Annotated in this window: 22 protein-coding genes; 16 read left to right on the top strand and 6 right to left on the bottom strand. The window is 65.2% G+C overall.

The features are described 5' to 3' along the window. Positions 1-137: 137 nt before the first annotated feature. Positions 138-548: a transposase gene (locus tag WS49_RS21260; RefSeq protein ID WP_059533027.1), complete on the top strand. Its 411-nt coding sequence runs from the start codon at positions 138-140 to the stop codon at positions 546-548. A gap of 102 nt (positions 549-650) precedes the next feature. Here WS49_RS21260 and WS49_RS21255 read toward each other — a convergent pair whose 3' ends face one another. The 4 genes from WS49_RS21255 to WS49_RS21240 form a co-directional block, all read right to left on the bottom strand. Then, entirely contained in the window at positions 651-1,112 is a 462-nt protein-coding gene (locus WS49_RS21255; RefSeq protein WP_059533024.1) for a DUF2147 domain-containing protein, read from the bottom strand. 166 nt (positions 1,113-1,278) lie between these two features. Further along, positions 1,279-2,964 (bottom strand): ShlB/FhaC/HecB family hemolysin secretion/activation protein, encoded by a 1,686-nt coding sequence (locus WS49_RS21250; protein ID WP_059533021.1) that lies wholly within the window; start codon positions 2,962-2,964, stop codon positions 1,279-1,281. A 144-nt stretch (positions 2,965-3,108) separates the two neighbouring features. Then, a complete protein-coding gene (locus WS49_RS21245; RefSeq protein WP_059533016.1) occupies positions 3,109-4,458 on the bottom strand; it encodes a collagen-like triple helix repeat-containing protein in 1,350 nt (449 codons plus the stop codon). Positions 4,459-4,498: 40 nt separating this feature from the next. Beyond that, positions 4,499-6,109 carry a collagen-like triple helix repeat-containing protein gene (locus WS49_RS21240; RefSeq protein WP_059533015.1) on the bottom strand — a complete coding sequence of 537 codons (1,611 nt, stop codon included), beginning with the start codon at positions 6,107-6,109 and terminating at the stop codon, positions 4,499-4,501. Between the two features lie 667 nt (positions 6,110-6,776). Here WS49_RS21240 and WS49_RS21235 point away from each other — a divergent pair. The 14 genes from WS49_RS21235 to WS49_RS21170 all read left to right on the top strand — a co-directional run bounded on the left by WS49_RS21235 (position 6,777) and on the right by WS49_RS21170 (position 20,659). After that, complete coding sequence (locus WS49_RS21235) at positions 6,777-6,983, top strand: Flp family type IVb pilin (protein WP_059533012.1); 207 nt, start codon at positions 6,777-6,779, stop codon at positions 6,981-6,983. Positions 6,984-7,070: 87 nt separating this feature from the next. Further along, positions 7,071-7,571 (top strand): A24 family peptidase, encoded by a 501-nt coding sequence (locus WS49_RS21230; protein WP_059533009.1) that lies wholly within the window; start codon positions 7,071-7,073, stop codon positions 7,569-7,571. Next, positions 7,568-8,011, top strand: a complete 444-nt coding sequence (locus WS49_RS21225) for a TadE/TadG family type IV pilus assembly protein (RefSeq protein ID WP_059533005.1) — start codon at positions 7,568-7,570, stop codon at positions 8,009-8,011. The genes WS49_RS21230 and WS49_RS21225 overlap by 4 nt, the downstream gene beginning before the upstream one ends. Positions 8,012-8,100: 89 nt before the next feature. Beyond that, complete coding sequence (gene cpaB / locus WS49_RS21220; protein WP_059533002.1) at positions 8,101-9,042, top strand: Flp pilus assembly protein CpaB; 942 nt, start codon at positions 8,101-8,103, stop codon at positions 9,040-9,042. Positions 9,043-9,106: 64 nt separating this feature from the next. Then, entirely contained in the window at positions 9,107-10,438 is a 1,332-nt protein-coding gene (locus tag WS49_RS21215; protein WP_059532999.1) for a type II and III secretion system protein family protein, read from the top strand. 60 nt (positions 10,439-10,498) lie between these two features. Beyond that, positions 10,499-11,773, top strand: a complete 1,275-nt coding sequence (locus tag WS49_RS21210) for a fimbrial protein (RefSeq protein WP_059533120.1) — start codon at positions 10,499-10,501, stop codon at positions 11,771-11,773. 3 nt (positions 11,774-11,776) lie between these two features. Next, complete coding sequence (locus WS49_RS21205; protein WP_059532996.1) at positions 11,777-13,144, top strand: CpaF family protein; 1,368 nt, start codon at positions 11,777-11,779, stop codon at positions 13,142-13,144. Next, on the top strand, positions 13,137-14,129 hold the full coding sequence (locus WS49_RS21200) for a type II secretion system F family protein (RefSeq protein WP_059532993.1): 993 nt from the start codon (positions 13,137-13,139) through the stop codon (positions 14,127-14,129). Before WS49_RS21205 ends, WS49_RS21200 begins: the two co-directional genes overlap by 8 nt. Positions 14,130-14,133: 4 nt before the next feature. Next, positions 14,134-15,129, top strand: coding sequence for a type II secretion system F family protein (locus tag WS49_RS21195; protein WP_059532990.1), 996 nt, complete (start codon positions 14,134-14,136; stop codon positions 15,127-15,129). 18 nt (positions 15,130-15,147) lie between these two features. Further along, a complete protein-coding gene (locus tag WS49_RS21190) occupies positions 15,148-15,990 on the top strand; it encodes a pilus assembly protein (protein WP_059532987.1) in 843 nt (280 codons plus the stop codon). A 26-nt stretch (positions 15,991-16,016) separates the two neighbouring features. Further along, a complete protein-coding gene (locus tag WS49_RS21185) occupies positions 16,017-16,343 on the top strand; it encodes a DUF3613 domain-containing protein (RefSeq protein WP_059532984.1) in 327 nt (108 codons plus the stop codon). Positions 16,344-16,354: 11 nt separating this feature from the next. After that, a complete protein-coding gene (locus WS49_RS21180; RefSeq protein ID WP_257127743.1) occupies positions 16,355-18,394 on the top strand; it encodes a pilus assembly protein TadG-related protein in 2,040 nt (679 codons plus the stop codon). Positions 18,395-18,504: 110 nt separating this feature from the next. Further along, entirely contained in the window at positions 18,505-19,896 is a 1,392-nt protein-coding gene (locus tag WS49_RS21175) for a sigma 54-interacting transcriptional regulator (RefSeq protein ID WP_059532978.1), read from the top strand. A gap of 55 nt (positions 19,897-19,951) precedes the next feature. Then, complete coding sequence (locus tag WS49_RS21170; protein ID WP_059532975.1) at positions 19,952-20,659, top strand: DUF2968 domain-containing protein; 708 nt, start codon at positions 19,952-19,954, stop codon at positions 20,657-20,659. 82 nt (positions 20,660-20,741) lie between these two features. Here the strand turns inward: WS49_RS21170 and hfq are convergent, their stop codons facing one another. Beyond that, entirely contained in the window at positions 20,742-21,308 is a 567-nt protein-coding gene (gene hfq / locus WS49_RS21165; protein WP_059532972.1) for an RNA chaperone Hfq, read from the bottom strand. Positions 21,309-21,601: 293 nt separating this feature from the next. Between hfq and WS49_RS21160 the strand changes: the two genes are divergently transcribed. Continuing rightward, entirely contained in the window at positions 21,602-21,883 is a 282-nt protein-coding gene (locus WS49_RS21160) for a PXPV repeat protein (RefSeq protein ID WP_059533118.1), read from the top strand. A 27-nt stretch (positions 21,884-21,910) separates the two neighbouring features. On the opposite strand, the gene WS49_RS21155 is transcribed toward WS49_RS21160, so the two are convergent. Beyond that, on the bottom strand, positions 21,911-22,825 hold the full coding sequence (locus WS49_RS21155; RefSeq protein ID WP_059532969.1) for a DUF1571 domain-containing protein: 915 nt from the start codon (positions 22,823-22,825) through the stop codon (positions 21,911-21,913). Between the last annotated feature and the right edge of the window lie 14 nt (positions 22,826-22,839).

The following is a 22,839-nucleotide window of genomic DNA, read 5'->3' as shown; positions in this document are numbered from 1 at the left end:
TTTCCGCAAATGACGGACTTCAAACGTCAATTCCGGTTAAATTATCGCGATCTCGGGGTAATTTCGGATTTGTCTTATGTTCATGGTTGAGGGCTGTCGATATCGTTGAGTCATGGTTCCTAAGGCTGGAGATGTCCATGACACCGTATCGCGATCTGACCGACCATGAGTGGCGCTGCGTCGTGCCGCTTCTGCCCGAAATGCAGCCGCGCACCGAGTTGCGCGGCCGTCCGTTGGCCAACACGCGCGCCGTCCTGAACGGCGTACTCTGGGTGATTTACAGCGGCGCGACCTGGTCCGCGATGCCGCGTCGCTACCCGTCGTACCAGACGTGCCATCGCCGCTTCAAGGTGTGGCACGAGACCGGCACGTTGATACAGGTGATGCGCGAGCTGTATGGTGACGCCGGCGTGAATCTGTGCAAGGAGCTGGCCACGCGGATGCGCAAGCACGCGCAGTCGAAGGCGGCGGAGGTGCGCAGTGCTGCGGCACCGGCGTATCGTGCACCGGGCGGCTATGCGGCGGATGCGCTGAAGCGTGCGGCATGATGCCGGCCGAATTCATTCGCGCCCGCATCAAAACAAAATCGGCCTGACGACATCGTCGCAGGCCGATTTTTCATTACGTTGCGCGTATCGACGCGCGTCGCGTTATTGCGCGCGAACCCAGGTCTGCGACCTGCCGAGCAGCGACACGCCGATATAGCCGCGCACGACGAGCTTCTGGCCGCCGTCTTCCAGCGACATCTTGCACTTGTAGACCTTGCCGTTTTCCGGGTCGAGGATATTGCCGCCGTCCCAGTGGTCGCCGTCCTTCTTCATCGCCTTGATGATCGTCATGCCCTTGATGAGCTGATCCTTGCGCTCGTCCGTGCATGCAGTGCAGCGGCGATCGGGCGTGTCGTTGGCGCCGAGGCCCTTGACGACCTTCCCAGACAGCGAGCCTTCGCCGTCATCGGCGATCTGCACGAGCGCCTTCGGCTGATGCGTGTTGTCGTCGATCGTCTGCCACATGCCGACGGGGCTGTCGGCTTGGGCGAACGTAGGGGCGGCGCAAGCGAGCAGCGCGCTTGCAATGGCCAGCGTGCGCAACGGGCGGGTCAGTTGAATCATCGTCTTCCTCCTTGTTTCATGTCGTATTCGATGCGCTCGCACGACCGTCTGCATGGGGCGGTGGCATGTTGCGAGCTTTGCCAGAATACGTGAAACCGCGCGCTGCGTTTGATAGAGGGGGCTCTAATCCAAACGGCCCGCGCGACGCGGGCTGTTTGGTGACCGATCAGTTGAGCTGATACGAGAACGCGGCATTCACGCGCGGGCTGCGCGATGCGCTTTCAACCGGCGCATCGCCGACCGGCTTCGCGATATTCAGGTCGAGACTGTAGTAACGGCTGTCCGTAAACCGCACGCCGATACCGACCGACGACAGGCGGCTCGGCGACGGCGTGCCGGTATGCAGATACACGCGCGCCATGTCGTACGCGATGTACGGCGTGATGGATTTCATATACGTCCAGCCCGGCGTGAATCCGCGGTTGACCTCCAGCGACATCCCCCAGCCCGAGTCGCCCGACGTTTCGCCGGGCTGATAGCCGAGCGCATAGCGCGTCGAACCGAACGAGATCTGTTCCGACGTCGGCAGCGAGTCGGGGCTGTACTGGCCGGTCAGCGAGACCGACGTGCCGATCTTGAACGGCCATTCGTTGGTCTGCGTGAAGGTTGCGCCGGTGCGCACGAACGTCAGCGAGATCGGGCTGTCCACCGATGTCGTGTTCGAGCCGATCGTGATGTCCTGCGATTTCGACGCGCCGAGAATGTTGAAACCCTTCGCGACGTTGACGCTCAGCTTCTGTACCTGCTTGGCCGACACGCTAGTGTAGTCGAGCTGCATTTGCAGCACGCGGACCTGCGAGCGCGTGTCGATGCTGTTGCCGCTGATCTTGTTCTGGTAACGGTCCTCGTTGTGCGACGCATAGCCCGACACGGTGCCGAGCAGGCTGCGCTGGTTGTTCAGCAGCAACGGATAGGATGCCGAAAGACCGAGCTTCTCGTTCTTGACCGTGCGCTCGACGGTCGACGGCAGGCCCGGGTTGTCGGTCGGCTTGCCGCGATACGTGCTGGCGTCGAGGCGCGTGACCAGCCCGCTGCTGCCGACCGGCACCGCGCCGCTGAACGCGACGTAGGTTTGCTTGTCGCGTCCTGGCGGCACCAGCGCGGAAATGCTCAGTTGCTCGCCGAACGACGTGAGGCCGTTCTCCGTCGCGGTGATGAGGCCCTGGACGCCGGGGTGATTGAAGTCGATGCCGGTGCTGATGTTGAATGCCTTGCGGTCGACGGCCAGTTCGAGCGTCGTGGCGCCATCGGTCGTCTGCGGCGGCGGCACATTGGCCTTCACCGTCACGCCGGGCAGGAGGCCGAACGTGTTCACGTAGCGTTCGAACGTCGCGCGGCGCAGCGGGCGATCGGCCGTGATGTGCGCGGCGATCGCGCGGATTTTCGATTCCATCGCGCCGGGCTTGCCGGTGACCTTGACGTCCGACACATAGCCTTCGACGACCGTGACGCGCACGACGCCGTTCTCGAACGTCTGCGCGGGAATGAACGCGAACGACAACGCATAGCCGCGATCCTGATACAGCTTGGTCACGCCGTTCGCGGTTTCGATCAGCTCGCCGATCGTGATGTCCTTGCCGACGAGCGGCGTGAAGCGACGCGAGATTTCGTCGAAAGGCACCGACTTCACGCCTTCGACCTGGAACGTCGTCGGCGTCAGGTGCCGCGACAGCAACTCCTGCAGTTGCGGTGCCTGCGGCGCGACCTGCACGGTGACGCTCGGGCCTTTCTGCGGTGCGTTGATCTGGGGGAGCGAATCGAGCGGATTACCTGCCGCGCGCGTCTGTGCATGTGCCGTGCCTGCCGCTGCGATGGCGAGCAGCATCATCCATCTGTCGAGTCTGGATTTCATTGTTCTTCCTCGTAGGCCTTGCTTTTCGTCTTCTTTCTAATGCGGGCGCGCGACACCAGGGTGTCGCGCGCCGCGTGCCGCATTGCCGGTTGTGTTTGTACGGCCGCGCCTCATGCTCCGGCTGCAAAGGCGCGACCGTCCTCCTTACTTGCCAACGCTACCCAGCGTGCCCAGCAACCCCGTTACCGGCGCGAGGAGCCCCGTCGAGCTGCCCGACGATGCCGTCCCCGTCACGCCGCCGACGAGCGACGTGACCGGTGCGAGCGGATTCGACGAAGCCCCGGACCCCGCTGCACCGCCGACTGCTCCGGTGACAGTATTCAGCAAACCGGTGACGGGCGCGAGAGGGTTTGCCCCGCCTGCGCCACCCGTTGCGCCGCCGAGCGTGCCCGTCAGCGTCGACACGAGACCGGTGACCGGCGCGAGCGGGCCGCTGCCCGAGCTGCCCGTTGCGCCACCGACTGCGCCGGTGAGCGAACCGAGCGGCGTCGAACCGAGACCGGACAGCAGGCCGCCGAGCGGGTTCGTCGAGCCGGAGCCCGACGACGAGCCGTTCTGTACGTTAGCCGTCGAGCCACCGACGAGGCTCGTGATCAGGCCGGGGATCGGCGCCGCGCCGTTCGGCCCGTTCGGGTTCACGAGGCCGCCTGCGTTGGTCACGGTGTTGCCGACCGCGGTGACGAGCTGGCCGACATCGCCGACGAGCGGCTGATTCGACGTGCTGCCGACCTGCTTGCCCGCCGAGCTGATTGCACCGCCGATCTGGCCCAGCAGGCCCGACACCGGTTGTCCGAGACCCGTGGTCGTGCCGACCTGCTGCGTGACCTGGCCCGCGGTGATCACCAGCGGCGTGATGGCCGAGCTGAGCGGCTGCGTCACTTGCTGCACGGCGCCCGACGACAGCGTCGAGCCGATCGTCGTGCCCGCGGCCGACAGGCCGTTGGCGACCGTGTCGAGCACGGTGCCGACCGGCGTCGTGACGGGGGCGAGCGGTGCGAGCGGACCCGTGCCGAGCGCCTTGACCGTCGAGCTCAGCCCGGACACGGTATTGCTCGTCGCGCCGACGACATTCCCGAGGCCGGCGACCGTCGTGCCGACGGGATCCTTGATCGAGCCGGTCTGTCCGAGCCCGTTGCTCAACGCATCGGCGGCCGCGTTGATGATCGTGCCGGTGCTCGAGACGGTGCTGCCGACGCCCTTCGTCACGCCGTCGCCGAGACCCGGCAGACTGACGTTGCCGATCGTGCTGCCGAGATCCGTTGCGGTCTGGCCGACCGTGCTGACAGCGCCCTTGGTGCCGGTGGACGAGCCACTGGTGCCGCTCGTGCCGCTGGTACCGCTCGTGCCGCTGGAGCTGCCGCCGTTGCTGCTGGTCGGCGGCGTGCTGACGCTGTTGCCGCCGCAGGCAGCCAGCAGGCACGCCGCGGCGAAGGCGGTGAGGGGCACGCGCCACTGGCGCAGGACGACCGTCGTGATGGAACGTTGCTGGGACATGATGGACTCCTCGCTGTCTTGTCGATGAATGGATGTTCGATTACTTGCCGTGCGTGCCGCCGAGCAGGCCGCCGATCAGCGACGTGACAGGCGCGAGCAGGTTCGAGCCCGAGCCCGAGTTCGTGACACCGCCCGTGCTGCCGCTCAGTGCCGGTACGCCGACCGTGCTGGTGACGGAGGACACGGCGCCCGTCACGGGGGCGAGCGGGTTGCCGGCGCCTGCGCCGCCCGTTGCGCTGCCGAGCGCGCCGGTGACCGTGGAGACCAGGCCCGTGACCGGCGCGAGCGGACCGCTGCTGCCGCCGGCCACGCCGCCGAGTGCGCCCGTGACGGTGGAGACGAGGCCGGTGACCGGTGCGAGCGGGCCGCCGCTGGTGCCGCCCGCGGCACCGCCGAGTGCGCCGGTGACGGTGGAGAGAAGGCCGGTGACCGGCGCGAGCGGACCGCCGCTCGTACCGGGCGTCGCGCCGCCGAGCGCGCCGGTGACGGTCGAGACGAGGCCCGTAACCGGGGCAAGCGGGCCGCCGCTGGTGCCGCCCGCTGCACCGCCGAGCGTGCCGGTGACCGTCGTGAGGAGGCCCGTGAGCGGCGCGAGCGGGTTGGTTGCGCCGCTGGTGCCGCCCGTGAACAGGCCGCCGACGGTCTTCACGGTATTGCCGGTCGACGAGACGGTGTTGCCGAGGCCGGTCGTGACGGGGTTGCCGCCCGTCGACGCGATCAGCGCGCCGCCCTGGTTCAGGCCGTTGCCGATCGTGCCGAGCAGCATGTTGAGCGGGGCGCCGAGGCCGGTGGCCGTCCCGATCGTCTGCGTCGTCTGACCGACCATCGTCGTGATCGGCGTGATCGCCGAGCTCACCGTCTGCGTGACCTGCTGGATCGGGCCGGTCGACAATACGTTGGACAGCGTGGTGCCGCCGTTCGATACGGCGTTGCCGACCTGCGTCACGAGGCCGCCGACGGCGCCGGTGACGGGCGCGAGCGGCGACAGCGGGCCGGTGCCGAGGCTCGTGACCAGGTTGCCGGTTTGCGTGACGGCGCCGCCGAGCTGGTTCACCACGCCGCCGGTGCTGGCGACCGTGACGCCGATCGGGTCCTTCGTCGCGCCGAGTTGGCCGAGGCCGTTGCCGAGGCCATTGCCGAGCGCCGTCACCGCGCCGCCGACGTTCTGCACGATGCCGCCTGCCGCTTGCGTCGTGCCCGGGTTGACGCCGGGCAGCGACTGGCCGGCGATCACGGAGCCGAGGCCGGATACGGTGCCGCCGAGACTCGTGACGAGATTGCTGCTGCTTGCGAGGACGGTTCCCACCGCGTTCGACGACACACCGGAGGTGCCGCTCGTGCCGCTGCTCGTTCCACTCGTGGTGCCGCTGGTGCTGCCGCTCGTCGAACCGCTCGTCGAGCCGCTCGTGCTGCCGCTGGTCGAGCCGCTGGTGCTACCCGAGGTGCTGCCGCTCGTCGAACCGGACGTGCCGCCCGAGGTGCCGCCGCCCGACGTGGAGATCGAATCGCCACCGCCCGAGCTGGAGCCGCCGCTGAGCCCCTTGCTGATGGAGCCGGAGCCCCCGCACGCGGAGAGGGAAAGCATGGCTGCCACGGTGGCCGCGATCATAGTCGTCCGGAGCGTGCCATGAGGGATAACCTGAATGTCCATTTCGTCCTCGCATTGAAGCTGATGTTGTGTTGAGTGATGCGCGGATTACTCTGCAACTGTCGTGCCATTTCGATGGCCGACAGTTCGATGATTGGTTTTAAACGAGGCAATTCCTTGTCGGAAAAGGGATTTAGGCAAATTGAAAGATTGTTGAATCTGTTTAAGGGCAGTCAAATGAGAACGGTTTCGGCCGTTTCGTAACGTAACGTCACAACATTGGCGTTACGCGTGCGGCGTAACGTGAGGGGCGGGCAGGGCTGGCGGGCGGTCTGATTGTTTTACTGGTGGATTAGGTGTGCACATCTAACCTATCGTAAATCCTATGTGTAAATCGTACCGAAACACCGTACAAATACGTCGTGCTCCCGGAAAGTTTGTTCGGCCCGGTCTTAAAAGAGGTTGGAAGTTAAATAGGAACGGATATAGAATCCGGAGCAGGTGTAAGGAAATGTACAGTTCGGTACACGACGTTCGAGGAGGGTCACTATCGCGAATGTTAACTTGCATCAAATTGTGATACGCACCCCTCGGGGTGACATATAAAGAAAGCGCACTCGGCTGTCGTTTCACATGTGTAACGAACGGCGCGAGGCAAGGGCCAGATATACGGGGACGCACAACGTATAAAAGGCCAAAGAACGTACACACAGGCACGAGGAATTAAAAAATGAAAGCACTCATCAAGCGCTTCCTTAAGGAAGAAGACGGGGTTACCGCGATCGAGTATGGTCTGATTGCGGGGCTGGTCGCTGTCGCCATCATCGCCGGTGTATCGTCGCTCGGCACCAATCTCAATTCGATGTTCTCGACCATCGGCACGTGCGTCAGCACGGTCGGTAGCTCGGGCACGGCCGCGGCGTGCAAATTGGGTTAAGAAGTCCCAATCATTGTCTTTCGGCGTGATATCGGGCGGCTTGCTGCGGCGAGCCGCTCAACTTATATCCGCGACCGGTCTGGCGCGATGGCATATCTATTTTCTATCGGGGCGTTCCTGGCCTGGGCAGTGCTCGTCACGGCCAGTGATATTCATTCCCGGCGTATTCCGAATTTGCTCGTTGTCGGCGGGTTGGTCGCCGCATTTGCAAGCGCCTTTTACGGTGCAAATCCGTTCGGCATCGGACGCGTCCAGGCGCTGTTCGGCACGTTCGTCGGTCTGGTGGGCCTTCTCCCGTTCTTTTTCCTTGGGGTGATGGGCGCGGCCGACGTGAAGGTGTTTGCCGTCCTCGGCGCGTGGTGCGGCGTTCAGGGCCTGATGTGGCTCTGGATCGCCGCAAGCCTGGCGGCGGGGATTCACGCGCTTGCCGTGCTGCTGTTGTCTCGCACGTCGCTCGGTACGTTGTGGCGGCGTGGCGCATCGGCGTCGACGATTGGTCGATATCGCGCGACACCTTATGGCGCGTGCCTTGCAATCCCTGCGGCTGTATGGCTCGTCTGCCTCGTCGCGGATGGGAGCGTGCGATGAAACGGCAGAGAAAGCGGTGCGGATACGGGCGGCAGCGCGGAGCGACCGCAGTCGAATTCGCAATCATATTTCCGCTTTTCTTCGTGATCTGCTACGGGATCATTTGTTTCGGAATGGTTTTCGTGATTCAGCAAAGTTTGACGTTCGCCGCCAGCGAAGGCGCGCGCGCGGCCTTGAATTACGCCCCGGATTTGACGACTCGAACCGCGAAGGCGCAGGCCACCGCGAAAGACGTCGTCGGCTGGCTGAATATCAGCGCGCCGAATGTCGTGGTGAAGGCGCCTGCATGCAAATACGACGCGTCGCTGTATTGCCTGTCGGTAACGGTGAGCTATTCGCCGCAAGCTTGGGTAACGACCATGCCCTTCGTGGGCACCATTCTGACCCAGCCGCTGACAAGCACGGCAGTCGTCCAGATTTCGCAGTCGTTGCTTCAATGAGTTGCGCATCGCGACGAGGCGGTTTTTTGTCGTGTTAATTGTCAGACAAAAAGATTTGCACGGACCTTATCCGGTATCCATTCGACAACATGGCCAATAACGTAACGAAGATCATCGCGGGGCTGCTGATCGCGATCGCCGTTCTGCTCGGAATCTATGCATGGATGCTCGGGCGCAGTTCGTCTAGTCCTGTCCCGGCGCAACCGGCAGCCGCCGCGACCCCGGTGCCGGTCGTGGTCGCGACGCGCACGTTGTCGGTCGGTCAGCCGATCGCCGCGGACGCGTTGCAGATTCAGCCGACCGCACCAGCGCCGGCAGGGGCGTTTTCCGATCCGGCCACACTGGTCGGTCGCGTACCGGCGCACGACATTCCGGCATCGACACCCGTCGTCTCGGGCGCACTGGTGTCGGGCCTTGCCGAGGACGTCGAGCCGGGCGAGCGCGCAATCGCGGTTCGCGTCGACGAGACCAATGCGGTCGGCAACCGCCTTCGGCCCGGTAATTTCGTCGACGTGTTCCTGAACCTGAAGCGGGAAGGAGGTGGCGCGATGTTCGACGGTGAAGTCTCGCAGACGCAGGCACGGCTCCTGATGTCGAAGGTTCGCGTGCTGTCGTTCGGCGACGCGACGCCGGATCGCGACAGCGGCAACAACACGAACGGCAGCAATGGCCAGCCGAGCAACACGCGCATCGCGGTACTCGCGGTGCCGACCGCGCAGGTCGATGCGTTGACTCTCGGCGAGGCGAGCGGCCGGCTGACGCTCGCGCTGCGCAACCCGCGCGACGACGAGCTCGCGACGCAGACGGTGGCGGTGCGCACGGACAACAAGCTGTCGCCGTCGGCGCTTGCCGCGGCCGGCGTATCGCTGCAACAGCTGTCCGGCACGTCGAGGACCGCTGTGGCCAACGTGAACGTGCCGCCGCTGCCGTCGCGCCTGCCGCCTGCGATGCGAGCCGGCGGCAGCGGCAACGGGGGCGGGGGCAGCATCGAGGTGATCCGCGGCGGCCGGTCGGAAACGGTCGCGTATTGAACAACATCGATGGCAATCGATATCGGCGAAGACAAGTAAAGGCCGTGCGACGGTCCAACAAACAATGAAAAACACACTGATTGCATTCGCGATTGCGCTCTGGACCCTGACATTCGCCTCCATTGCAAGCGCGAGCGGCACGATCGAGCTCGCCGTCGGCGCGCAGCGGCAGATTTCCGCCGGCCACGCGCTGCAGCGGGTCGCCGTCGGCGATCCGGCAATCGCCGATGTGCTGATCATGAAGGGCAGTCGTTCCGGTTCGGTGCTGCTGACCGCGAAAGCGCCGGGTGCGACGAACGTGATGTTGTGGGAGCGCGGTCGCGACGAGCCGACGGTGTGGAGCGTGGAAGTCGTCGACGCGGCGGCGCAAGCGGTACTCGACGGTTCTACGCCGCAGGTGAAGGCGTACGGCGGGACGTCGGTGCTGCGGGGAACGTCGGCATCGCTCGATGCTCACGAACGGGCCGCGGCGGTCGCCAAAAACATGAGCCCCAAAGGCACGGTGATCGATCGCTCGACGCTGGCCGGCAAGAACGTCGTGCAGGTCGATGTGCGGGTGGTGGAATTCAGCCGTTCGGTGCTCAAGCAGATCGGCTTCAATTTCTTCAAGCAGAGCAACGGCTTTTCGTTCGGTTCGTTCGCACCGGGCGGCGTGCAATCGTATAACGGCGCAGCGGGCCCGGGCACGGGCTCGTACATTCCGACGCTTGGCGCGCCGGTCGCGTCAGCGTTCAACCTGGTTGTGAACGCAGCAGGACGAGGCATCTTCGCCGACCTGTCGCTGCTCGAAGCGAACAACATGGCGCGCGTGCTCGCGGAGCCGACGCTCGTCGCGCTGTCCGGTCAGAGCGCCAGCTTCCTCGCGGGCGGCGAGATTCCGGTGCCGGCGCCGCAGGGACTCGGCTCGACCGCGATCCAGTGGAAGCAATACGGCGTCGGGCTGTCGCTGACCCCGACGGTGTTGAGCCCGAGCCGGATCGCGCTGAAGGTCGCACCGGAATCGAGCCAGCTCGACTTCGTGAACAGCGTGACGATCAGCGGCGTCGCCGTGCCGGGCATCACGACGCGTCGTGCCGATACGACGGTCGAACTCGGTGACGGCGAGAGCTTCGTGATCGGCGGCCTGATCGATCGCCAGACATTGTCGAACGTGAGCAAGGTGCCGCTGCTCGGCGACCTGCCGATCATCGGCACGTTCTTCAAGAACCTGAACTACCAGCAGAACGACAAGGAATTGCTGATCATCGTGACACCGCATCTCGTCGCGCCGATTGCGAAGGGGGCGGTACTGCCTGCGACGCCCGGCGAGTTGTCGGAGCAGCGTGACGGGCCGGTGTGGCGATCCTATCTGGGCGGTGCAGCGTCGCCGGATGCGGCACCGGGGTTTTCGAAATGAATCTGAAGCATTGCGCGTCGCGGCACATCGCTACGCCATGCGTAATCGGGGGTGTTCGACATGAATGCACGAACCCAATCATTGTGTGAACCCGCCGTGACCGACTACTTCGTTTGTGCGTCGACAAAGGAAGCGCATGTGCGCTGGTTGGCCGATACGCTGGTTTCGGCCGGTGCGGTCGAGGCCGCGTCGCTGGAACCGGGTGTGTTGGCACAGCGCATCACCGGGCTCAATCCGGCCCTCGTGTTCATCGACTTCTCCGAACGCAGCGAAGCGGCGAGCGTCGCCGCGGCCACGGTACGTGCGGCGCATCCGGGGTTGCCGATCGTCGCGCTCGGCTCGCTCACCCAACCGGAGAGCACGCTCGCCGCACTGCGCGCGGGCGTGCGCGACTTCATCGACGTGTCGGCATCGGCCGAGGACGCGCTGCGAACGACGCGTGGATTGCTGTCCCACGTCGGCGAGCCGACGAGCCGCCACGGCAAGGTCGTCGCGTTGCTCGGCGCGCGCGCGGGCATGGGCGTCAGCACGCTTGCCGCGAATCTCGCGGTCTGGCTGCAGAAGCGGGCGCTCGGCCCGGGCGCGACGGGCGGCCCGGACGGCGGCGTGCCGGCCGGTCGCCAGACCGCGCTGATCGACCTGGGATTGCCGGCCGGCGACGGCGCGCTGTTCCTGAACACGCGCTGCGAATTCCACTTTATCGATGCCGTGCAGAATTTGCGCCGCATCGATCGCACGTTCGTGAACACCGCGCTCACGCGACACCAGAGCGGCGTCGCACTGACGACGCTGCCGCCGGACCTCGGCGGATTGCGCGACGTGTCCTATGCGTCGTGCATCGGGTTGCTGAACCGCTTCCGTGCATTCTTCGACCAGCAGGTCGTCGATCTCGGCGGGTTCTCGAATCGGGAGTTCGTCACGCAGATCGCGGCATCGGCCGACGAGGCGTGGCTTGTCTGCGATCAGGGCGTCGCGTCGATCGTTTCGGCCGCCGACCTGCTCACCGGGCTGCGCGATGCGGGCGTCGATACCGATCGCGTCAAGCTCGTGGTCAACCAGTACGATTCCGCGCTGGACCTGATGCCCGGACAGATCGCCGAGCGTCTCGGGTTGTCGCTGGTCGGCACCTTGCCGGCACGTCGCGTCGCGATCGGCCATGCGGCAAACCAGGGGCGGCTCATCATCGACGCGGCGGAGCGCGATCCGTATGTGCGCGCGCTCGAATCCCTCGCCACGCGGCTGCCCGGCGTATCGGGCGTGGCGGGCGCGTCGCGCGCGGCGCCCGGCCTGTCGGCGCTCAAACGCTTCATTCAACCCTCGTCCAAGCGGTCATAACCGATGGCACACGACATTCAATTCGCCGACGGCGCAGCGCCGTTCTCCCAGACGCAGCAATTCCACGACATCAAGAATGCGGCGCACGAGCATCTGCTGACGCGTATCGAGGAACTGGGCGCCGAGTTCGGCCGATGGTCGCGCCAGGCGATCAATCAGTTCGTCGATCTCGAGATCGACAGCTTCGTCCGCCTGCGCCGCATTCCGCTCAACGAGAACGAGGTGCGGGCGATCGCCGAGGCGCTGACGAAGGAACTCGCCGGCTTCGGGCCGATCGAGGACCTGCTCGCGGATCCGGCGGTCGAGGACATCCTGATCAACGGCTACAACGACGTGTACGTGTCGCGGCACGGGATTCTCGCGAAGCTGCCGGTGCGTTTCACCGATAACGCGCACTTGCTGCGGATCGTGCGCCGGATCCTCGCGCCGATCGGGCGTCGTCTCGACGAATCGAACCCGATGGTCGACGCGCGACTGCCCGATGGCGGCCGCGTGAACGTCGTGATCGAGCCGCTGTCGATCGACGGACCGATCGTGTCGATCCGCAAATTCCGCAAGGATCCGCTCAAGCCCTCGGACCTGCTCGGCAACGGCACGTACAACGACGAGATCGGCGCGCTGCTCGAGGCGGCGGTCGAGGCACGCTGCAACGTGCTCGTGTCGGGCGGCACGAGTTCGGGCAAGACGTCGCTGCTCAACGCGCTCGCATTCCACATTCCGGAGGCCGAGCGCGTCGTGACGATCGAGGATACGGCGGAGCTGTCGCTGAACCACCCGCACGTCGTGCGGCTCGAAAGCCGCCCCGGCGGGTTCGACGGCAGCGGTGTCGTGACGATTCGCGACCTGCTGCGCAACACGTTGCGGATGCGCCCGGACCGGATCATCGTCGGCGAAGTGCGCGGCGGTGAAGTGCTCGAAATGCTGCAGGCGATGAACACGGGCCACGACGGCTCGATGGGCACCGTGCACGCGAGCTCGCCGCGCGAGTGCCTGTACCGTCTCGAGATGCTCGCCGGGTTCGCCGGCTTCCAGGGGACCGAGTCGAGCTTGCGTCGCCAGATCGCGAACGCGATCGATTTCATCGTGCAGATCGGCCGGCTGTCGAATGGACGCCGCCGGATTCTGTCGATCACCGAGGTGACCGGGCTGTCCGACAACATCATCGCGACGCAGGAGCTGTATCGCTACGAAGCGCGCGTGACGCCGGAAGGCGAGGAAGTCGATCACTGGGAATCGCTCGGCATCCATCCGCATTCGCCGAAGCTCGCGCGCTTCCGCCAGACGCTGACGAACGGCGCGATGGGCGGTGGCGGTTTCGGTGGCGGCTTTGGTGGCGGCGGTTTCGGCCGCGGCGGGGGCTTCAATGTATAGCGCGATGATCTGGGTGCTCGCGGTCGCGATGCTGTGCGTGGCATCGGCACTGATGCTGTGGCGACATGCGGAAACCCGGCGCGTGCGCACCGATGCGAAGCGCTTCATCGACAGTCGGCTCGAACCCGGCGTGCGCGTGGCGGCACCGGCTGCACGATCGGCGGCATCCGCCGCGTCGCGGGCCGTGTCGTCGTCCGGTGGCGCGCACAATGCCGCGTCTCGTGCGTTCTGGGCGCACTGGTATGCGCTCGCAACGGAGTATCTGACCAACCTCGTGAACCGTGCGGGGATCGAAGGCGCGCGCGGCAAGGCGATCGTCGCGCTGGCCGCTCTCGCCGCGGTGGCGGCAATCGCGGGCAGCCGCGGCGGCGTGCTTGCGTGTTTCGCGGCGCTTGCGTGCGGCGGCGCGATCTTCGGCGTCTGGCTCACGTCGCGAATCCAGAAGCGGCGACTGAAAATCGTCCGGCAGATCCCGTCGTTTCTCGACGGGATCGTGCGACTGGTGACGCTCGGCAACAGCGTGCCGGCCGCATTCCAGGCAGCGCTGCTGACGACGGAGGAGCCGCTGCGGGGGTGTCTCGATCACGTGTCCCGGATGCTGCGCTCGGGTGTCGAGATCGATCGCGCGATGCTTCACATCGCCAAGATCTACCGGACCGAGGAGTTCGAATTGCTCGGCTCGGTACTGCGGTTGTCGGTCAAGTACGGCGGTCGCGCGGACGTCATGCTGGAGCGGATGGCCGTCTTCATGCGCGACCTCGAGCAAGCGGAGCGCGAGCTGACGGCGATGTCGGCGGAAACGCGGCTGTCGGCATTCGTGCTCGTGATGTTGCCGATCGGGATCGGCAGCTTTGTCGTGATGACCAACCCGAAATACCTGGAAGGGATGTGGAACGATCCGAGCGGGCAAATGCTCCTCATGTTCGCGTTCCTGGCGCAGGTTGCGGGCAGCGTATGGCTGTATCGAATGGCTCGACTCAGGTGATGCGATGACAGCAACTCAGATCGGATCGGTCGCACTGGCACTTGGCGCGCTGGGCGTGCTGTTGTTTGGAATGATCGCGCTGTTGCGTGCGAGTGCCGCGTCGCGTGCAGAACGTGCGCTGGCCGATGCGCTCGATCAGCGCATGGCGGCGCTGGAGGCAGCCAAGGCGCGGACCGCGGCGGACGAGGTTCCGTCCGCGAAACCGGATACGCGCGGGCGCGAGCGCATCGAGCGCATGCTTGCGCGATTCTCGGCAACAGGGATGCGCTGGCTCGATACCGGGTTCGGCAAGCACATCGTCGCGGAAGAGGACCGTCGTCTGCTCGAGCAATGCGGTTACGTCGACGCGCGTACGCGCGGGCTGTTCCTGATCGCGCGAATTGCATGCGGGATCGCGTTGCCGTTGCTGTTCGCGATATTCGCGAGCGGACGAACGACGAGAGGATTCTGGATGATCGGCATGTTCGCCGCATTCGGGTTCGGTTTCATGCTGCCGAAGCTCTACCTGCAGCGTCGTGCCGCCGCGCGGCGCCAGAGTGTCATCGACGAGCTGCCGTTGCTCGTCGACATGCTGCGCTTGTTGCAGGGCGTTGGATTGTCACTGGATCAGAGCCTGCAGGTCGTGACGAACGATTTCCGCGGGATGATGCCGGTGCTGTCGTCGGAGGTTGGGATCGCGCAGCGTCAATTCGCAGCGGGCCGCACGCGCGAGCAGTCGATGCAACGATTGTCGAGCGGATTCGACAACGAGGACTTGCGCGCGATTGCGCGGCTGATGGTGCAGGTCGACAAGCACGGCGGCGCGGTTCAGGAGCCGCTCAAGCAGTTCGGCGACCGGCTGCGGGAAACGCGCCGCGCGATGCTGCGCGACCGGATCGGTCGGCTGACCGTAAAGATGACCGGTGTGATGGTGGTGACATTGCTGCCTGCACTGCTGATCGTGACGGCCGGACCGGGGTTGTTGGCCGTGATGCGTGCGCTGACGGCGCATCATCATTGACGGACGGAAGGAAAGACGATGAAGCGGATCGGCGGAATGGCGAGGCACGCTGGCGTGGTGGCGGTGGTGGCGCTGCTCGGCGCATGTGCGACCAAGGAGGGCGGGTACGGCGTGAACGCGCAGGCAGAACGCGCGGCGCTGATTCAGGCGGCCGACCAGAAGCAGGCGGTGCCGGATACGCCTGCGATGTATCTCGGTCTGATCCAGCGGATGCAGGCGCAGGGACTCTATTACGCGTCGCTCGCGCACATCGACGCTTACGACAAGGCCTACGGCGTGTCGCCGGACACGATTCTGCTGCGCGCGGACGCGCTGCGGATGACCGACCAGCCGGCTGCCGGCGCGGCAGCGTATACGCAGTTGCTGAAGACGCCGCTCGCGTCGCGTGGTTACCGCGGGCTGGGGTTGATCGCCGGTGCGGCCGGCGATTTCGGTCTGGCTGTACAGGCACTGGCGCAGGCGTCGGAGCTTGCGCCGACCGACGCGTCGCTGCTGTCCGATCTCGCTTATGCGAAATTGCGTAACGGCGATGTGGTCGGCGCGCGGGTGCCGTTGATGAAGGCAGCGGAACTGGATCAACGCAATCCGAAGATCGTCAGTAACCTCGCACTGTATCTGCTCGCGTCCGGGCGCACGCAGGATGCGCAGCGACTGATGAATCAGCAGCGTCTACCGGCGGATATCCGCAAGGACATTCTTGGCGATGCCGCAAGGATTACGGCCGCGGCGCGTGCACAGCAGCGTGCGGTCGCGACGCCGCCGGTGGTGTCGCGGCACGCCGCGACCGCGCCGATCACGCCGATGGCAAACAATTTCGGCTATGACCAGACCGTGCCGCTGCTGCAACGGTTTGCACAATGAACAGAACGAACAGGCGGGGGAACGACATGAACAACAATGATCGTCGGAACATGCGTGCGGGGCGCGTTGCGATGCTGGCGGCGGTTGCCTGCATGGCGCTGGGAACCGTCACCGCATACGCACAACAGGATGCGGCACCGGTGGCGTCCGACGTGGGGCGCTCGACCAGGGACTGGCTCACGATGCAGGGCGAAAATCGGGCGGCAGCGCCGACGCAACCGTTGCTTGGCGACGTCGCGTCGTTGATCTACCAGCGTTATCTCGATTCATTCAAGAACAAGATTCCTGAGTCGATGAGCACGCAGCTCGGTTCGTCAGGTGGCATGTCGGGTAACGGACAGGGCGCGCAGTAAGCGAAATGGCGATGCGCGCGGATCAATCACGGGTGGGGCGGCGACACGGTACTGACGGGCCGGCGGGGCAGCGTCAGCGCGGCTCCATCGCGATCATGGCGGCGATCTGGCTGTCGGTTGCCGTCATCGTACTCAGCGGGATCGACATCGGCCGCTTTTATTCCGAACGACGCCATATGCAGGCGGCTGCCGATCTGGCCGCGCTGTCGTCGGTCATGAAAGCCAGCGCGGATACGACCTGTTCGGCGGCGAAGACGGCGGCCCAGCAGGTCGCGAGCCCTTCGGCGAATTCCGTACCGGCAAACGCCACCATATCCGTGACGTGCGGCGTGTGGACTGCGCCTCAAACCAGCGGCGGTGCCGCGCTGTTTACGCCGACCGCGGGCGACCCGATGAACGGTCAATGCGGCGGCTTGTCGGCAGGGCCGGCCGGATCAACGACCGGACAGTCGGCCAACGCCGTGTGCGTGAGCGTTTCCGAACCGGTGACAGGCTTTTTCCGCGGCGGAAAGTCGATCGGTGCGTCGGCCATGGCGAAGAGCACGCCGACCGATACCTTTACGCTGACCACGTCGCTCGCCGCATTGAATGGCGGGCTGGCCAATCAATTGCTCCAGACGCTGACCGGTTCGCCCAAAACGTTGAGCCTCAACGCTGTCGATTACCAGGGGCTGGCGCAGGTCAACCTGAAGCTGGCGGGCATTCTCGCCAATCTGCCGGTCGGCTCGAGCACGGCCGTACTGAACGGCTCCGTGACCCTTGGTCAGTTGGCCAACGCGGTGGTGCAGGCGGCGACCCAACAGAACCTGGTGGGCGCGAACCTGAACGTGCTGAATGCGATCGTCGTCGCGCTTTGTTCCGGCAGTGTCTGCGGCGGGCCGCAGATCGCGCTTAACCAGCTGGTTTCGGCCGCGGTGGCCAACGGCAGCTCTGCAGTCGACGCCAGCGTCAACGCGCTCGGACTGTTGTCGACCGCGCTACAGGTCGCGAACGGCACGAATGCCGTTGCCATCCCGAGCATCACGGTCCAGACGCCGACCGCGCTCGCGCCGCTGCTGAACGCGACGGTGTCGGGTTCCGTATCTCTCGCCGGAACGCCGCCGGCCACCGCAAGCGGGCCGCCCGGACCGTCGAATTGCGGGACGTCGAATTGCTTGACCAATACGTCGACAGCGCAGGGGAACGTATTCCTGAATACGTCGATATCGCTGCTGTCGACGTGCTCGAACGGATCCCTTGTCTATCCGGGAGGCACCTGTCCGTCAGGCAATGCGACGCCGCTGGCCGCCGTGCGACTGCCGATTACCGCGTATGTCGCGCCGGCGAAGGCCGGGCTCGCCTCCGTCACCTGTTCCGCGAACGGCACGAAGAGCGCGACGGTGAACGTGCAGACCGGCGTGGTCGCCGTCTATATCGGTGGGACGGCGAATACGCCGATCAACCTCAATGCGTCCAGCGGTTATGTTCCGAACGGCGGCGCATCGCCGATCACGTTGGTGTCCGTCAACTTGCAGAGCCTGCTGAATCTGCTCAACCTCGGCGGCTTGACATCGGCGCTGACAACGTTGCTCAGCGTCGCCACGCTCGGGCTCCTCAACGTGAACGACATCTCGGTCAACGTCAATTTGCAGCCCGGCCAGTTGACGGTTCCGGTCGCCAATCAAAATCCGACGTCGCTGGTGTTCACCTATCCTGGGCCTGGATCATCCGCGTCGCCGAGTCCGGCATCGCCGTACATGCTTTCCGTGGGAACCGATCAGTTCCTGTCGCCCGCGGTTCAGGGTATCGCCAACGGTGGTCTGACGCTGTCACTGTCTGCCCCACAGGGCAGTCTGGCAGGATTGCTGGCCGGTATATTGAATCCGGTGGTGAGCCTCATCACCGGCCCGCTTCTGACCGCACTGGCGAGCACACTCGTTCCGCTCCTGCTGCAACCGATCGATTCGCTGCTGACTTCGGTCACCGGCTTGCTCGGCTTGAGTCTGGGGAACGCTTATGTCACAAATACACCGGACTCGATCAAATGCGGCAATCCGATGCTCGTGCAATGAAAACCGCGGCGTCCACTTGCGTCGGGAGCGCGGGCAGCGCTTCGGCCCATGCCCCGCGCCTGACCCGCAGTGCCGCATCACTCGTCAATAACCGTAGCCGCACCTGAATCATGAGAACCACCTCCGCAATCGCAGAACTCGACCTGTACGTCTGGGAAGGCAAGGCGGACATCGTCGACCGCGTTGCCCGCTGCATGGCGAGCTTCGACGTCGAAGTGATCCGCGCCGACAATGCGGAAATCTCGCCGGAGCGCGCCGCGTTGCGGCCGTCGCTCGCGATCATCAGCGTGACGATGATCGAAACCGGCGCGGCATTCCTGCGCGACTGGCAGGCCAACATCGGCATGCCGGTCGTCTGGGTCGGCGCGGCGCGCGACCACGACGCGTCGCAGTATCCGCCCGACTATTCGCACATCCTGCCGCTCGACTTCACCTGTGCCGAACTGCGCGGGATGATCGGCAAGCTCGTCACGCAGCTGCGCGCGCACGCGGCCGATACGCTGCAGCCGTCCGAACTCGTCGCGCACTCGGAGTCGATGCAGGCGCTGCTGCACGAGGTCGATACGTTCGCCGACTGCGACACCAACGTGTTGCTGCACGGCGAAACCGGCGTCGGCAAGGAACGTATCGCGCAATTGCTCCACGAAAAGCATTCGCGCTACCGGACCGGCGAATTCGTGCCGGTCAACTGCGGCGCGATTCCGGACGGCCTGTTCGAATCGCTGTTCTTCGGGCACGCGAAAGGCTCGTTCACCGGCGCGGTTGTTGCGCATAAAGGCTATTTCGAGCAGGCGGCGGGCGGCACGTTGTTCCTCGATGAAGTCGGCGACCTGCCTTTGTACCAGCAGGTCAAGCTGCTGCGCGTGCTGGAGGACGGCGCCGTGCTGCGGGTCGGCGCGACGACGCCGATCAAGGTCGATTTCCGTCTCGTCGCGGCCAGCAACAAGAAGCTGCCGCAGCTCGTGAAGGATGGCCTGTTCCGCGCGGATCTTTACTATCGGCTCGCGGTGATCGAGCTGAGCATTCCGTCGCTGGAAGAGCGGGGCGCGGTCGACAAGATCGCGCTGTTCAAGTCGTTCGTCGCGGAGGTGGTGGGCGACGAGCGGCTCGCGCAATTGTCCGACCTGCCTTACTGGCTCGCGGACGCGGTAGCGGACAGCTATTTCCCCGGCAACGTGCGCGAACTGCGCAACCTTGCGGAGCGCGTCGGGGTGACGGTGCGGCAAACGGGCGGCTGGGATGCCGCGCGACTGCAGCGGCTGGTCGCGCATGCACGCAATTCGGCGCAGCCGGTGCCGGTGGAGAGTGCGGCAGAGGTCTTCGTCGACCGCAGCAAGTGGGACATGAACGAGCGCAGCCGCGTGATCGCCGCCCTCGACGCAAACGGTTGGCGGCGTCAGGATACGGCGCAGCAGCTCGGCATCAGCCGGAAAGTCCTGTGGGAAAAGATGCGCAAGTATCAGATATTCGATGAAGAGCCCGAGACTCGCGAAAGCGAATAATTAATGAGATAAAATCGCGCTGAATTACAACGACACGGGCGGGGAATCGAAATTCATGAGCCATATGACGGGGTTGGGGCGGGCGTGTGTGTTGCTCGCCATGATGGGAGGCATGCAGGACGCGTTCGCGCAGGGGTTGGCCGGCAATGCATCGCCGGCGGTGCAGCAGGCGTCGGCGCCTGTGGCGGCGATTCCGGTAATCGATCAGCAGGTTCAGACGTCGGTACAGCCGCAGGCGGGCGAGACGACCGGGCAGAGCACGGTCGACGAACTGCAGCGCCAGATCCAGGCGCATTCGCTGACGGAAATGCGCACCAGCTATAACGGCAGCTACGGCGCGAGCCTGCTGTTCAGCGTGAAGGACGGTTCCTATTTCGTCGCGCTGTTCCAGCAGAAGGCGTTCTGGCGGGTGATCAAGACTTACGACGAAACGCGGGCCGAGACGATCTATCGCGATTTCTCGCGTCAGGCGGAACGGCTGGCCGTCAACGAACTGCGTGCGGCGAAGCTGGAATCGCAAAAGGCGCAGATGGACCGGCAGATCGAAGTCACGCAGGAACGGGCGCGGCGTCTGCAGGCGGACATCTCGATCGCACGCGAGCAGCAGGCAGCGGTCGCGGATCGCCAGAAGAGCGTCCGCACCGAAACGGCGGCGTTGCAGGCGCAGCAGGTGCAGCTTCAGTCGCAACTGCGCGCATTGCAGCAGCAGGTGCGTTCGCTGCAGCGCGAGGCCGACGCAGGCTTGCCGACGACGGCGCACTGAGCGATCACGGCACGGCCGGTGCGGCGACATGCCGCGCCGACCCACCAGAAAAAAGGCAAGCCGCTTGGCTTGCCCTTTCGTTTTACTGGCCGTCCGGCACGATTCGCCGGCGGCGCGTGACGATCACCGGCCCGTTGCCGCCGCGTGCGTCGGACGGCGACGTGTTGCCCGATGCGTCGCCGGCGTCGCGCGGTGCGCCGTAGCTTTCGCGCGGGGCGCTGTAGCCTTCGCGGGGTTCGCGCGGCGCGCCATAACCCTCGCGCGGTTCGCGCGAGCCGTAGCCTTCACGCGGTTCGCGCGAACCGTAGCCGCCGCCGTCGCCGCGCGATTCGCGGGCGCCGCCGTGCGAGCCGTACGGGCTGTGGCCGCCGCCTTCGCGGCCGCCCGGCCGACCGCCGGTACGCGGGCCGCGGGGGCCGCCGCCGCCCGGGCGCGAGCCGCCCGTGTCGAGCTGGATCGTGGAAATCGCACGCTTGTAGATGCCTTGCAGACCCACGGGGGTGCGCAGCATCACCAGGTACTGGTCGAACGACTCGATACACCCCGTCAGACGAATGCCGTTGACGAGATAGATTTCAACACGCTTACGTTCCTTGCGCGCCGAATTGATGAAGTCGTTTTGCGGATGGGATTCTGCGGGATTGGCCATTGAGGTGCGGCAGGAGCCTGCGTCAGAGAATATGTTGTGCGTGTGTGGCGTGGTTGCCCACCAAGTGTTTGGCGGGATTTTACCCTGTTCGTTCCACCAGTGCGCAGTCGCGATTGTGTCGAACCGTAACCCACTATAGACGTTCCCGTGCATTTTCGCGATTCGGTCGAATGGCTAATGCCGTTTCGTTACGTCGCGTTACGACTCTCGCAACGGCGTAGCACCTGGCGGTGCGCGGCGCGATTACATTCGACGCGCGTGCCGGGCTGGCCGGCGGATCCGGGAAGGGGAACATGAACAAGAGGGGATTGGCGGTGTGGATCGGGAGTGTGGCGTTGCTCGCTTCCGGCAGTGCAATGGCGGGACACGTCGACCTGTCGGTGGGCATCGGCGTGCCGGTCGCGCCGGTCTATGTCGAGCCGGCACCGGTCTATGTGGCGCCGCAGCCGGCGGTGGTCGCCTATCCGGGTTACGGATACGGCTACTACGGCGAAGAGGACGACGACGGTTACCGGAAATGGCGCAAGCACTATTACAAGCATTGGCGCAAGCATCACGACGATGACGACGATTGAGCGCGACCTGCGCGGCGCCGGTGACGTTCAGAACGCGTAATCCGGATTCTTCGGGTCGAACGCGGATTCGTCGAGCGTCACCGGCGCGATTTTCTCGATGACGATCCGTTCGAAGATCTTGCCGTCGTTGTCATACGATTCGACGGTCCTGAAGTACGGCGCGTGCAGGTCGAGCCCGAGGGTTTCCTTCTTCGCATAGAACTGCGGGCGGCCGGTCGGCGTCTCGTACGTGAGCGCGACGACGCGCACGCCGCCGATCGTCTTCGCTTCCACCTGCGTCGGCCGCTGCACGCCGGCTTCCTGGTATTTCTTTCCTTCGGTCAGGTACAGGTTCGTGATGAACTCGGTGCCGAGATCCTTCACCTGGTGATTCGACTGTGCGCGTGCGAGTGCGCCGTCGAGCGCCGTCCACAGCGGAATCTTGCCGAGCAGGCCGCCGAGATGGCCGTACATCTCGTCCTTGCGCTGGGTCGTGTCGTAGATCGTCTCCTGTCCGGCATGCGCGCCGCCCGGCAGCCATTTCGCATACACCCGCAACGGTTCGCGGGTCGTCTTCACGAGCATGCGGTCGGGCGTGTCGGACCATTTTCCGCTGATGCGCTCCTGGCGCACCATCGTGAACTGGTACGACGGATAGCCATTGGGACCGTTGCGGATATAGAGCGGGACGGCGAGCGGATCGAGGGTCTTGAACAACGCCGTGAGCGTCGCGTCGTCAAGTTGTGCGAGCGCGCCGCGCTGTGCGGCCGTGCGCAGCCAGCGCGCCTGCTGCGCGACCGGCTCGCGCGTGACCTTCGCCAGGTCCGCCGGCAGTGCGGCCTCCTGGGCCGCGCTCGCGGCGGCGGCGGTTTCCTGCGCATGCAGGCCGGCTTGCGCGAGCGACAGCAAGCACGCGACGGCCGCGGCCGCGTGCCGCGTGCGGCGCTTCGTTCCTTCGTTCATCGACAGCGTCTCCG

Origin of the sequence: Burkholderia sp. RF7-non_BP4 (assembly GCF_001521935.1) — a bacterium.
Taxonomy (GTDB): Bacteria; Pseudomonadota; Gammaproteobacteria; order Burkholderiales; family Burkholderiaceae; genus Burkholderia; species Burkholderia diffusa.
Note: the sequence above shows the minus strand (reverse complement) of the source record. Positions and strands in the feature narration are given on the sequence as shown.

Bases quoted from the DNA above. Each gene is read 5' to 3' on its own strand.
- WS49_RS21205 (WP_059532996.1), top strand. From the start codon at position 11,777: ATGGCACACGACATTCAATTCGCCGACGGCGCAGCGCCGTTCTCCCAG.
- cpaB (WP_059533002.1), top strand. From the start codon at position 8,101: ATGGCCAATAACGTAACGAAGATCATCGCGGGGCTGCTGATCGCGATC.
- WS49_RS21210 (WP_059533120.1), top strand. From the start codon at position 10,499: ATGAATGCACGAACCCAATCATTGTGTGAACCCGCCGTGACCGACTAC.
- WS49_RS21245 (WP_059533016.1), bottom strand. From the start codon at position 4,458: ATGTCCCAGCAACGTTCCATCACGACGGTCGTCCTGCGCCAGTGGCGC.
- WS49_RS21185 (WP_059532984.1), top strand. From the start codon at position 16,017: ATGAACAACAATGATCGTCGGAACATGCGTGCGGGGCGCGTTGCGATG.
- WS49_RS21155 (WP_059532969.1), bottom strand. From the start codon at position 22,825: ATGAACGAAGGAACGAAGCGCCGCACGCGGCACGCGGCCGCGGCCGTC.
- WS49_RS21225 (WP_059533005.1), top strand. From the start codon at position 7,568: ATGAAACGGCAGAGAAAGCGGTGCGGATACGGGCGGCAGCGCGGAGCG.
- WS49_RS21170 (WP_059532975.1), top strand. From the start codon at position 19,952: ATGAGCCATATGACGGGGTTGGGGCGGGCGTGTGTGTTGCTCGCCATG.
- WS49_RS21230 (WP_059533009.1), top strand. From the start codon at position 7,071: ATGGCATATCTATTTTCTATCGGGGCGTTCCTGGCCTGGGCAGTGCTC.
- WS49_RS21255 (WP_059533024.1), bottom strand. From the start codon at position 1,112: ATGATTCAACTGACCCGCCCGTTGCGCACGCTGGCCATTGCAAGCGCG.
- WS49_RS21195 (WP_059532990.1), top strand. From the start codon at position 14,134: ATGACAGCAACTCAGATCGGATCGGTCGCACTGGCACTTGGCGCGCTG.
- WS49_RS21175 (WP_059532978.1), top strand. From the start codon at position 18,505: ATGAGAACCACCTCCGCAATCGCAGAACTCGACCTGTACGTCTGGGAA.
- WS49_RS21160 (WP_059533118.1), top strand. From the start codon at position 21,602: ATGAACAAGAGGGGATTGGCGGTGTGGATCGGGAGTGTGGCGTTGCTC.
- WS49_RS21240 (WP_059533015.1), bottom strand. From the start codon at position 6,109: ATGGACATTCAGGTTATCCCTCATGGCACGCTCCGGACGACTATGATC.
- WS49_RS21250 (WP_059533021.1), bottom strand. From the start codon at position 2,964: ATGAAATCCAGACTCGACAGATGGATGATGCTGCTCGCCATCGCAGCG.
- WS49_RS21190 (WP_059532987.1), top strand. From the start codon at position 15,148: ATGAAGCGGATCGGCGGAATGGCGAGGCACGCTGGCGTGGTGGCGGTG.
- hfq (WP_059532972.1), bottom strand. From the start codon at position 21,308: ATGGCCAATCCCGCAGAATCCCATCCGCAAAACGACTTCATCAATTCG.
- WS49_RS21260 (WP_059533027.1), top strand. From the start codon at position 138: ATGACACCGTATCGCGATCTGACCGACCATGAGTGGCGCTGCGTCGTG.
- WS49_RS21180 (WP_257127743.1), top strand. From the start codon at position 16,355: ATGCGCGCGGATCAATCACGGGTGGGGCGGCGACACGGTACTGACGGG.
- WS49_RS21235 (WP_059533012.1), top strand. From the start codon at position 6,777: ATGAAAGCACTCATCAAGCGCTTCCTTAAGGAAGAAGACGGGGTTACC.
- WS49_RS21200 (WP_059532993.1), top strand. From the start codon at position 13,137: ATGTATAGCGCGATGATCTGGGTGCTCGCGGTCGCGATGCTGTGCGTG.
- WS49_RS21215 (WP_059532999.1), top strand. From the start codon at position 9,107: ATGAAAAACACACTGATTGCATTCGCGATTGCGCTCTGGACCCTGACA.